This is a genomic window from Micromonospora sp. NPDC049275, assembly GCF_043197115.1.
Classification (GTDB): domain Bacteria; phylum Actinomycetota; class Actinomycetes; order Mycobacteriales; family Micromonosporaceae; genus Micromonospora.
Map to the genome: position 1 here is coordinate 163637 of NZ_JBICSN010000004.1, position 10850 is coordinate 174486.

Below are 10850 nucleotides of genomic sequence, written 5' to 3' on the forward strand. Positions count from 1 at the left end.
CGGAGACAACCGGACGAAGAGGGGACCCGTGACCGACGTCGTACCCGTGCCCGTACGGCTGCTCGATGCCGAGCTGCCACTGCCCACGTACGCCCATCCCGGCGATGCCGGGGCCGACCTGATGGCCGCCGCGGACGTGGAGCTGCCGCCCGGCGGTCGGGCCCTGGTGCCCACCGGCGTGGCCGTCGCCCTGCCCGACGGGTACGTGGGCCTGGTCCATCCGCGCTCCGGCCTGGCGGCCAGGCTCGGCGTGACGGTGCTCAACGCGCCCGGTACGGTCGACGCCGGCTACCGGGGTGAGATCATGGTCAACCTGATCAATCATGATCGGGACACGCCCGCGAAGATCTCCCGTGGCGACCGGATCGCCCAGCTCGTCGTCCAGCGGGTCGCGCGGGCGCGGTTCGAGCCGGTGGCCGAGTTGCCCGGTTCCGCGCGCGGGACCGGCGGGCACGGCTCGACCGGCGGGCACGCCGGGTTGGTGCCGTCGCCGGCCGGCCAGGAGTGGGCCGACCAGCGGCGGCCCGGGCAGACGGAAGAGGTGGCAGGGTGATTGTGAACAGCGGAGGGTGGGCGCAGTGATCTTCTCCCGAAAGCGGGCCGATGCCGGGCGGCACACCCGCGACGAGCGGACCGCCGAGGTCCTCGACGAGGGCACCGGGGCGTCGACGCCAGGGCTGGTGCGTGGGCCGTACGACATCTCCGAGGTCGACGACGACGTGCAGCGACTCGACCTCGGCAGCCTGCACATCCCGGCGGTGGCCGAGGTGGAGGTGCGGGTGCAGGCCGACCCGCAGGGCGTGATCCAGCAGGTGGTGCTGGTGCACGGGGACAACGCGCTGCAGCTCGGCGTCTTCGCTGCCCCCCGGTCCGAGGGGATCTGGGACGAGGTGCGCGAGGAGATCCGTCAGTCGCTGCTGAGCGACGGCGCCGCCGCCCAGGAGGTCGAGGGCGAGTACGGCCCGGAGCTGCACGCCCAGGTGCGGACCGCGGACGGCCCGACGAACCTGCGATTCGTCGGCGTCGACGGGCCGCGCTGGATGGTCCGGGGCGTCTTCCAGGGCCCGGTGGCCACCGACCCGGCCAGCGCCGGGCCGCTCGCCGAGTGCCTGGACGGCCTGGTGGTCGACCGTGGCCAGGAGGCGAAGCCGGTCCGTGAGCCGCTGCCGCTGCGGCTGCCCCGCGAGATCGCGGACCAGGCCGGCGCCGAGGGCGCGGACGCGTCCGCCGCCGCCGAGCCCCGCCAGGTCTGACCGACCACGCACCGGCCCGCCGGAACCGGGCCCGTCGGCGTACGCTGGCGGGACGGTTCCGGCGTCGCCGGAGCTGGGCCGGTGCCGGCCAGCGCCGGCGAGTGTGGAGAGGGTGACGCGGAGGTCATGACGACCGACGAGAGCAGGGTGTCGCTGCGGCGCATCCTGCAACGGTTCACCGCCAGCGAGGCCGAGATCGACGCGCAGGAGCTGCGCCAGGAGAGCGCCGAGTGCGGTGGCGTCCTGGCCCAGCAGTGCTCCCGAGGTCAGGTGGTCTCGGTCGCCGGTCGGCTGCGCACGGTGGTCTACACGCCGCGCACCAACCTGCCCACCCTCGAGGCCGACCTGTACGACGGCAGCGACGTGGTCACGCTGGTGTGGCTGGGCCGGCGGCACATCTCCGGGATCGAGCCGGGGCGGCACCTGACCGCGCGCGGTCGGGTCGCCATGCGCGACGACCGCAAGGTCATCTACAACCCTTACTACGAGCTGGACTCGCCGAAGTGACGGCACCGCGGACGGAAGGCCGGGCATGACGACGGGACAGCACCGGGCAGCACAACCGGAGACCGATCCTCCGCAGGACGACGAACCACTGCCCACGATCGCCGAACAGATGGCCGACCAGCTCGGCGGGTGGCGAGGGCTGGTCGAGTCCAGCATCCCGGTGGTCGTCTTCGTGCTCGCCAACATCATCGGCGAGCTGCGGCCGGCCGTGATCGCCTCGGTGGGCGTCGCGCTGTTGATCGCCGGGTTGCGGCTGGCCCAGCGCCGGCCGATCCGGCACGCGGTCAACGGGCTGTTCGGTGTGGGCATCGGCGCCGCCATCGCCTGGCGTACCGGCGACGAGCGGGACTTCTACCTTCCCGGCATCCTCTACGGCATCGGCTACGGCATCGCCCTGCTGATCTCGGCGGTCGTCCGGCAGCCGCTTGTCGGGTGGATCTGGTCGGTGCTGGTCGCCAAGGGCAAATCGGAGTGGCGGGCCGACCCGAAGCTCGTACGCACCTTCACCCGGTTGACAGTGCTCTGGGGCGTGGTGTGGCTCGCCAAGGTGGGCGTGCAGGCCGGGCTCTACCTGGCCCACCAGGACACCGCACTGGGCGTGGCGCGGTTGGCGTTGGGCTACCCGCCGTACGCGCTGCTGCTGCTCATCACCGTCTGGACGGTGCGTCGGGTCACCCGGGAGCCGCAGCCCACCCCGCTGCCCGGCGCCTGATCGACCGCGCCCCCGCGGTCCGGCGGCAGCTCAACGCTCAGCGTGAGCCGCGGGTCCGCTCGACGCTGTCCGGGCCGAGGATGACCGCGCGGACGTCGTCCTCCACCTCGGCGGTGCAGACGAAGATCAGCTCGTCACCGGCCTCGATGGGGTCGTCCGGGCTGGGCACCAGGACGCGCTTGCCGCGCAGGATCGCCACCAGGGCGGAGTCGCGGGGCAGCGGCACCGCGTGAATGGGCTGACCGACGTAGGGCGCGGTCGGTGGCAGGGTGATCTCGACGAGGTTCGCCTCGCCCTGCCGGAAGGTCATCAGGCGGACCAGGTCGCCGACGGTGACCGCCTCCTCGACGAGCGCGGCCATGACCCGCGGCTTGCTCACCGCGACGTCCACGCCCCACTGCTCGGTGAAGAGCCACTCGTTCTCGGCCCGGTTGACCCGAGCCACCACCCGGGGCACCGCGAACTCGGTCTTGGCCAGCAGCGACAGCACCAGGTTGGTCTTGTCGTCACCGGTTGCCGCGACCACCACGTCGCAGCCGGCGACATTGGCCTCCTCCAGGCTGGCCACCTCACACGCGTCGGCGAGCACCCACTCGGCGGCCGGAACCCGGTCCGGCCGGAGCATCTTCGGCTGCCGTTCGATGAGCATCACCTGGTGGCCGTTCTCGATCAGCTCCTGGGCGATCGAGCGGCCGACGTTGCCGGCGCCCGCGATGGCGATCCGCATGGCTCAGTGCCCCCCTTCCGGCGGCGTCGCCGCCACCGACGTGACAGTCGCCACGATGTCGTCGCTGACCAGCATGAACACCTGGTCGCCCTCCTGGACGACTGTGGACGTGGTGGGCAGCGTGCCGATGCCGAAGCGGATCAGGTAGGCCACCCGCGCGCCGGCCGCCTCCTCCAGGGCGCGCACCGGGCGGCCGATCCACTCCTTGTGCACCGGGACCTCGACGATCGACACGGTGCTCGTCGGGTCGCGGAAGATCTCCACGTTGCCCTCCGGCACGAGGTGCCGCAGCATCCGGTCGGCCGTCCAGCGCACAGTCGCCACAGTGGGGATGCCCAGCCGCTCGTAGACCTGGGCCCGGCGCTGGTCGTAGATGCGGGCCGCCACGCGGGACACGCCGAACGTCTCGCGGGCCAACCGCGCCGAGATGATGTTCGAGTTGTCACCGCTGGAGACGGCGGCGAAGGCGTCCGCGCGTTCGATGCCGGCCTGGCGCAGCACCTCGCCGTCGAAGCCCGCCCCGGTCACCGTGATCCCGGCGAAGTCGGGGCCGAGTCGCCGGAAGGCGTCGGCGTTCTGGTCGATCACCGCCACCGAGTGCCCCCGGGACTCCAGGCTGTGGGCGAGGGTCGAACCGACCCGGCCACATCCCATGATCACGACGTGCACGCTGTCCCTCCCAAGGTGCGTACCGCTGCCGCTGGCCTTCCGCCGCCGGTGGCTTCGGGTCCGAGCCTGCCACGTCCGGGTCGACAGCGGGACCGACCGTACCCCCTCATCGCGGCCGAGCGTGATCGCCCACCCCCGCGTTCGCACAGTGGTGGTCGTACCCTTGGCGTTCGTGGCCAGTCCCACCTCGCTGTTGAAGCGAATGCTCCTCGGTCGACCGTTCCGGTCCGACCGTCTGCAGCACACCCTCCTGCCGAAGCGCATCGCGCTGCCCGTGTTCGCCTCCGACGCGCTGTCCAGCGTCGCGTACGCGCCTGACGAGATCCTGCTGACCCTCTCCATCGCCGGCACCTCGGCGTACTTCTTCTCCCCGTGGATCGCCCTCGCCGTGGTGGTGGTGATGCTCACGGTGGTGGCCAGCTACCGGCAGAACGTGCACGCCTACCCCTCCGGCGGCGGCGACTACGAGGTGGCAACGGTCAACCTCGGGCCGAAGTTCGGGGTCGGCGTGGCCAGTGCCCTGCTTGTCGACTACGTGCTCACGGTGGCCGTGTCGGTCTCCTCCGGGGTGGCCAACCTCGGCTCGGTGGTGCCGTTCGTGGCCACCCACAAGGTCATGATCGCGGTGCTCGCGGTGGTCCTGCTGACCGCCGTCAACCTGCGCGGGCTGCGCGAGTCGGGCACCGCGTTCGCCATCCCGACCTACGGCTTCGTGATCGTGATGGGCGGAATGCTGCTCACCGGGCTGTTCCGCGTCTTCGTGCTGGGCGACGACCTCCGTGCGCCCAGTGCCGGCCTCGTCATCCAGGCCGAGCACAGCGTGACAGGTTTCGCGCTCGTCTTCCTGCTGCTGCGGACGTTCAGCTCGGGCGCCGCCGCGCTCACAGGTGTCGAGGCGATCTCCAACGGCGTGCCGGCGTTCAAGGCGCCGAAGAGCCGCAACGCCGCCACCACGCTGCTGCTGCTGGGCGTGATCGCGGTGAGCCTGCTGGTCGGGATCATCTGGCTGGCCCGGCTGACCCGTCTGCAGTTCGTCGAGGACCCGGCCCTGCAGATCGTCTCGGGCCCCGACGGGTACGTGCAGAAGACGGTGACCACCCAGCTCGGCGAGACGGTCTTCGGCTCCGGCTCGTTCCTGCTCTACGTGGTGGCCGGGATGACCGCGCTCATCCTCTTCCTGGCCGCGAACACCGCGTTCAACGGCTTCCCGGTGCTCGGCTCGATCCTCGCCCAGGACCGCTACCTGCCCCGCCAGTTCCACACCCGTGGTGACCGGCTGGCCTTCTCCAACGGCATCACCTTCCTCGCCCTCTTCGCGATCGTGCTGATCGTCGGGTTCCAGGCCGAGGTGACACGCCTCATCCAGCTCTACATCGTCGGCGTCTTCGTGTCGTTCACCGTGTCCCAGGCCGGCATGATCCGACACTGGAACCGACGCCTGCGCACCGAGCGGGACCCGGAGGCACGGCATCGGATGCTGCGGTCCCGGGCCATCAACACCTTCGGCATGGGTCTGACCGGCACGGTGCTGGTGATCGTCCTGATCACCAAGTTCCTGCTCGGCGCCTGGATCGCGATCGCGGCGATGGCGGTGATCTACGCGCTGATGCTTGCCATCCGCCGGCACTACGACCGGGTCGCCACCGAGCTGACCCCGCCGGACGAGGGCCGGGCCGTGCTGCCCGCCCGCAACCACGCGATCGTGCTGGTCAGCAAGCTGCACCAGCCGACGCTGCGGGCCATCGCGTACGCCCGGGCGACCCGGCCGGACACGCTGACCGCGGTGACCGTGAACGTCGACGAGAAGGACACCCGCGACCTGCAGGCCGACTGGGAGCGGCGGGAGATGGCGATCCCGCTCACCGTCGTCGACTCGCCGTACCGGGAGATCACCCGCCCGATCCTGGACTTCGTCGCCTCGACCCGCCGTACGTCACCGCGCGACGTGGTCACCGTCTTCATTCCGGAGTACGTGGTGGGGCGCTGGTGGGAGAACCTGCTGCACAACCAGAGCGCGCTGCGCCTCAAGGGTCGGCTGCTCTTCGAACCGGGGGTGATGGTGGTAAGCGTCCCGTGGCAGCTCGCCTCGACCGCGAGCAAGAACCTGGACCGGCTGGACGCGGCACTCTCCAACACGCCGGCGCGCGGGCCCCGGGGCACCGTGCCACCGGCGGTCACCGTACCGCCGCCGGACGAGTCCGGCCCGGCGGGCACCGAGACGGTCGGGAACGGCCGTGACTGAGCGGACCGGACCGCCCGTGGCGGCCGAGCGCGCCCTGGCCGAGGCGGAGCGCGGCCTCGCGGAGGCGGAGCGCGTCGAGCTGACTGTCGACGCGGTCGCCCCCGGCGGACACTGCGTGGCCCGGGTTAACGGGCAGGTGGTGTTCGTCCGGCACGCGCTGCCCGGCGAGCGGGTGATCGCCGAGGTCACGGAGGTGCACAGGGGGTTCGTCCGGGCCGACGCCGTGACCGTGCTGGACGCCTCGCCGGACCGGGTGGAGCCACCCTGCCCGTACGCGAAGCCGGGCGCCTGCGGCGGCTGCGACCTGCAACACGTCGCCCCGGACGCGCAGCTGGCCTGGAAGACCGCCGTGGTGCGCGAGCAGTTGGTCCGCCTCGGCGGGCTCACCGACGCCGAGCTGGACCGGCTCGGCGTCCGCGTCGAGGCGTTGCCGGGCGGGTTGCTGGGCTGGCGTTCGCGGGTCCGCTACGCGGTCGACGCCGCGGACCGCGCCGGCCTGCTCAAGCACCGGTCGCACGAGGTCGTGCCGATCGACAGCTGTCGGATCGCCCACCCGGCCATCCAGCAGCTGCCGGTGCTCACCCCCACCGGCACGCGCTGGCCGGCCGCCGAGGCGGTGGAGACCGTCGCCAGCACCGGCGGGGACGTGAGCGTCGCCGAGGTCCGCGACGGGGTGGCCACGCCGGTGAGTGGGCCCACCGAGGTGCGCGAGGTGGCCGCCGGGCGGGACTGGGCGCTGCCCGCGTCCGCCTTCTGGCAGGTGCACCCGGCGGCGGCGGACACCCTGTCCACTGCCGTACTGGAACTGCTCGACCCACGCCCGGGGGAGGTGGCCTGGGACCTCTACGGCGGCGCCGGGCTGTTCGCCGCCGGGCTGGCCGCCCGGGTCGGCGCGTCCGGGCGGGTGACACTGGTGGAGGCCGCCGCACACGGCGTCGCCGCGGCACGGGAGAACCTGGCCGACCTGCCCCGCGTGGAGGTCGTGGCGGCCCGGGTGGAGACCGCGCTGGCCCGCCGCCGGATCACCGGCCCGGTCGACGTGGTGGTGCTCGACCCGCCGCGCTCCGGCGCCGGCGCCCCGGTGGTGCGCGCGCTGGCCTCCGCCGGCCCGCGAGCGGTCGCGTACGTGGCCTGCGACCCGGCGGCCTTCGCCCGGGACGTCCGCACCTTCGCCGGGCTGGGCTGGCGGCTGGCCGCACTGCGCGGCTTCGACCTGTTTCCGATGACCCAGCACGTCGAACTGGTGGGGCTCCTGCTGCCTGTCGACGTGCCCGCCGTGGACGGGCCCTGACCAGGCGCTCAGCCGCCCGCAGCGATGCGCCCGGCTCGGGCCAGGCTGCGGACCGTCGGGCGGCCGATAGACTCTCCGGTCATGAGCGTTGAAGAGGACACGGCCAACCACGGTCGGTTGCTGGGGACGGTACGCGGTCCGCAGGACGTCAAGCGGATGTCGGGCGAGGAGCTGGATGTTCTCGCCGCGGAGATTCGGGACTTCCTGATCGCCAAGGTCTCCCGCACCGGCGGGCACGTCGGGCCCAACCTCGGTGTGGTCGAGCTGACGCTGGCCATGCACCGCGTCTTCGACTCCCCCCGTGACCGGCTCCTGTTCGACACCGGCCACCAGGCGTACGTGCACAAGATCCTCACCGGACGTCAGGCCGGCTTCGACAAGCTGCGCCAGCGCGGTGGCCTCTCCGGCTATCCCAGCCAGGCGGAGAGCGAGCACGACCTCATCGAGAACTCGCACGCCTCCACCGCCCTCTCCTACGCCGACGGCCTCGCCAAGGCGTACGCCCTGCGGGGTGAGGCGCGCAGCGTCGTGGCCGTGGTCGGCGACGGCGCGCTGACCGGCGGCATGTGCTGGGAGGCGCTGAACAACATCGCCACCGCCGGCAACTCCCTCGTCATCGTGGTCAACGACAACGGGCGGTCCTACTCGCCGACCATCGGCGGCCTCGCCGACCACCTCTCCTCGCTGCGGCTCAACCCGGGCTACGAGAAGGTCCTCGACACGGTCAAGGACGCCCTCGGCTCGACGCCGCTCGTCGGCAAGCCGATGTACGAGGTGCTGCACGCGGTCAAGAAGGGCATCAAGGACGCCGTCGCCCCGCAGGCCATGTTCGAGGACCTCGGCATCAAGTACGTCGGCCCGGTGGACGGGCACGACGTGGCGGCCGTCGAGTCGGCGTTGCGCGCGGCGAAGAACTTCGGCGGTCCGGTGATCGTGCACGCCGTCACCCGCAAGGGGTACGGCTACCGCCCGGCCGAGGAGGACGAGGCCGACTGCCTGCACGGCCCCGGTGGCGCCTTCGACGTGGAGACCGGTGCCCTGCTGGCCGCCCCGGCGGTGAAGTGGACGCACGTCTTCGCCGACGAGCTGCTGGCCGTCGCCGACGAGCGTCCGGACGTGGTGGGCATCACCGCCGCCATGGCCGAGCCGACAGGCATCGCCAAGCTGGCCCGCAAGTACCCCGAGCGGGTGTACGACGTGGGCATCGCCGAGCAGCACGCCGCCACCTCGGCGGCCGGTCTGGCGCTCGGCGGGCTGCACCCGGTGGTCGCGGTCTACGCCACCTTCCTCAACCGCGCCTTCGACCAGGTCCTGCTGGACGTGGCTATGCACAAGCTGCCGGTGACCTTCGTGCTGGACCGGGCGGGCATCACCGGCCCGGACGGCCCCAGCCACTACGGCATCTGGGACATGTCCGTCTTCGGAGTGGTGCCGGGTCTGCGGATCGCCGCTCCCCGGGACGCCGCCACACTGCGCGAGGAGCTGCGCGAGGCGCTGGCCGTCGACGACGGCCCGACCGTGGTGCGCTTCCCGACCGGCACGGTCGCCGCGGACCTGCCGGCGCTGCGCCGGGTCGGCCCGGTCGACGTGCTGGCCGAATCGGCACGTACCGACGTGCTGCTCGTCGCCGTGGGCTCCTTCGGCCAGTTGGGCATGGAGGTCGCCGCCCGGGTCGCCGAGCAGGGTTACGGTGTCACGGTCGTCGACCCCCGCTGGGTCCGCCCGGTCCCGGCCGAGCTGGTCGAGCTGGCCGCCCGCCACCGGCTCGTGGTCAGCGTCGAGGACGGCGTCCGTGTCGGCGGCGTCGGCGACGCCCTCGGCCAGGCCATGCGCGACGCCGACGTCCGGGTGCCGCTCAAGGACCTGGGCGTACCTGCCGCCTGGCACCCGCACGGCACCCGCGCGCAGATCCTCGCCGACCTCGGCCTCACCGCGCAGGACGTGGCCCGCGACGTCACCGGCTGGATCTCCCGCCTGGACGCCACCCCGGACCGGCTGACCCCCACCAGGACCCCCGCCCAGAACTGAGCCGGCTCGACCCGACGGCGGGCGCCCCACGGGGCACCCGCCGTCGGGCTTCCGGTCGTCGTGCTGCGGCTTCCGCCCCGTCTGTCGAGGTCGAAAGAGCACGATCGGGGCTCAGCGGGAGCGGGGCGTGACCGAGCGGTAGTGGGTCTTGTCGGTGTTGGCCAGGCTGTAGGTCTGGGTGCGGTCCGGCTCGGGGACGACCACCAGGCCGGGCCGCTCCACCAGCAGCGGGGTGCCGGGCGGCACCGAGAGGGAGCTGTCCCGGGTGGCCCGCCAACTCAGCACCACAAGCGGCTGGCCGGGCACCGGCAGCTGGTACGTCTGCAACGGTGTGGCCCGGTCGGCCGGCGAGACCACGGGCGCGCTCCCGTCCGCCGGGCGGTAGACGACGGCGGTCATCGTGCCGGCGTCGGTGTCCCAGCTGAGCTGCTGCAACTCGGCCGGCTCGCCGCCGCCGAGAGCCACCTCGCCGAGCGAACGGACCGAGAGCTTCGCCATCGGCCAGGACGTCGGCACCGACTTGGGCGCGTCCCGGTCGCCGATCCGACGCGGGATGCTGCCGAACGGGCCCCGATCGCCGGCCAGCACGCAGGTGTCCAGGCCGGTGAGCGCCCGCCGGCCCGCGCCGGACTCGTCGCGGACCAGCGGATAGCGCGGGTCGGTGGTGCCGGTGCCCAGGTCGAGCAGCCGGTCGGCGGCCCGCCCGCGGGGCAGCGACTCGGTGGCCCGCAGGGTCGCCGTCACGCCGACCGCCGTGCAGGTCGGTACGTCGACCGGGGCGCTGAGGCCGTCGGCGACGGTAAGCGCCCGGCCCTGCGGCCCGAGCAGCTGCTGCACCCGGGCAGAGACCAGGTAGCGCCGACCGCCGGCCGTCTGCACCGGCAGCACGTCGGAGTAGACCAGGTAGCCGGGGTCGGTGTATTCGGTGGCGCGGGCGACCGCGTACCGAGCGCCGTCGCCGCTGAGTTGCAGCAGCCAGGACGCGCTCTCGCCGGGCACGTCGGCCGCGACCAGGGCCACCGGGGCCCCGTCGACCCGGCCCGAGAAGAGGATGCCGGACGAGGGCAGGTGCGCCCGGTCGTCGGTAGGTGAACGCCAGTCGCGTACCGCCCTGGTGACCGCCGCCGTCGCCGCCGCGTCAGCGGCCAGGTCGCCCCGGGGCGGCCACACCGTCAGCGTGCCGTCGAGGCTGTCGTACCCCACCCGCAGGTCGCGGGGGGTGCGCTCCGCGACGGGACCGCACGCGGTGGCGGCCAACAGCGCGGCCAGCAGGACGGTGAGCGCCCTGCCGTGCCGGCGGTCCGGAGTCACCTGATCCGCCCCCGATCGCCTCGCCGTCGCTGTGGGAAAGTGCCATAGTACGAGATGTCCGACGCGACGCCGTCGGTGGCCGGCCCCGCACCCACCACAATGGACGCCAC

General features: G+C 72.9%; 10 protein-coding genes. 7 read left to right on the forward strand and 3 right to left on the reverse strand.

Annotated elements, in window-relative coordinates; translation table 11 throughout:
- The first annotated feature begins 28 nt into the window (after window positions 1–28).
- The 4 genes from dut (at window position 29) to ACGFIE_RS15550 (ending at window position 2472) form a co-directional block, all read left to right on the forward strand.
- Entirely contained in the window at window positions 29–553 is a 525-nt protein-coding gene (dut, locus tag ACGFIE_RS15535; protein ID WP_393294893.1) for a dUTP diphosphatase, read from the forward strand.
- Between the two features lie 25 nt (window positions 554–578).
- Window positions 579–1253, forward strand: a complete 675-nt coding sequence (locus ACGFIE_RS15540; protein WP_393294895.1) for a DUF3710 domain-containing protein — start codon at window positions 579–581, stop codon at window positions 1251–1253.
- 126 nt (window positions 1254–1379) lie between these two features.
- On the forward strand, window positions 1380–1760 hold the full coding sequence (locus ACGFIE_RS15545; RefSeq protein WP_357498525.1) for an OB-fold nucleic acid binding domain-containing protein: 381 nt from the start codon (window positions 1380–1382) through the stop codon (window positions 1758–1760).
- Between the two features lie 25 nt (window positions 1761–1785).
- Window positions 1786–2472 carry a DUF3159 domain-containing protein gene (locus tag ACGFIE_RS15550; protein WP_393294897.1) on the forward strand — a complete coding sequence of 229 codons (687 nt, stop codon included), beginning with the start codon at window positions 1786–1788 and terminating at the stop codon, window positions 2470–2472.
- 37 nt (window positions 2473–2509) lie between these two features.
- On the opposite strand, the gene ACGFIE_RS15555 is transcribed toward ACGFIE_RS15550, so the two are convergent.
- Together ACGFIE_RS15555 and ACGFIE_RS15560 are read right to left on the reverse strand one after the other, a co-directional pair.
- Window positions 2510–3199, reverse strand: coding sequence for a TrkA family potassium uptake protein (locus tag ACGFIE_RS15555; protein ID WP_363682289.1), 690 nt, complete (start codon window positions 3197–3199; stop codon window positions 2510–2512).
- A 3-nt stretch (window positions 3200–3202) separates the two neighbouring features.
- Window positions 3203–3868 carry a potassium channel family protein gene (locus ACGFIE_RS15560; RefSeq protein WP_393294899.1) on the reverse strand — a complete coding sequence of 222 codons (666 nt, stop codon included), beginning with the start codon at window positions 3866–3868 and terminating at the stop codon, window positions 3203–3205.
- A 172-nt stretch (window positions 3869–4040) separates the two neighbouring features.
- On the opposite strand from ACGFIE_RS15560, the gene ACGFIE_RS15565 reads away from it, so the two are divergent.
- From ACGFIE_RS15565 to dxs, 3 genes are all read left to right on the forward strand, one after another.
- On the forward strand, window positions 4041–6110 hold the full coding sequence (locus tag ACGFIE_RS15565; RefSeq protein WP_393294901.1) for an APC family permease: 2070 nt from the start codon (window positions 4041–4043) through the stop codon (window positions 6108–6110).
- On the forward strand, window positions 6103–7401 hold the full coding sequence (locus ACGFIE_RS15570; protein ID WP_393294903.1) for a class I SAM-dependent RNA methyltransferase: 1299 nt from the start codon (window positions 6103–6105) through the stop codon (window positions 7399–7401). Before ACGFIE_RS15565 ends, ACGFIE_RS15570 begins: the two co-directional genes overlap by 8 nt.
- Before the next feature lie 81 nt (window positions 7402–7482).
- Window positions 7483–9429, forward strand: a complete 1947-nt coding sequence (gene dxs / locus ACGFIE_RS15575; protein WP_393294905.1) for a 1-deoxy-D-xylulose-5-phosphate synthase — start codon at window positions 7483–7485, stop codon at window positions 9427–9429.
- A 111-nt stretch (window positions 9430–9540) separates the two neighbouring features.
- Here the strand turns inward: dxs and ACGFIE_RS15580 are convergent, their stop codons facing one another.
- Entirely contained in the window at window positions 9541–10740 is a 1200-nt protein-coding gene (locus ACGFIE_RS15580; protein WP_393294907.1) for a hypothetical protein, read from the reverse strand.
- Window positions 10741–10850 lie beyond the last annotated feature (110 nt).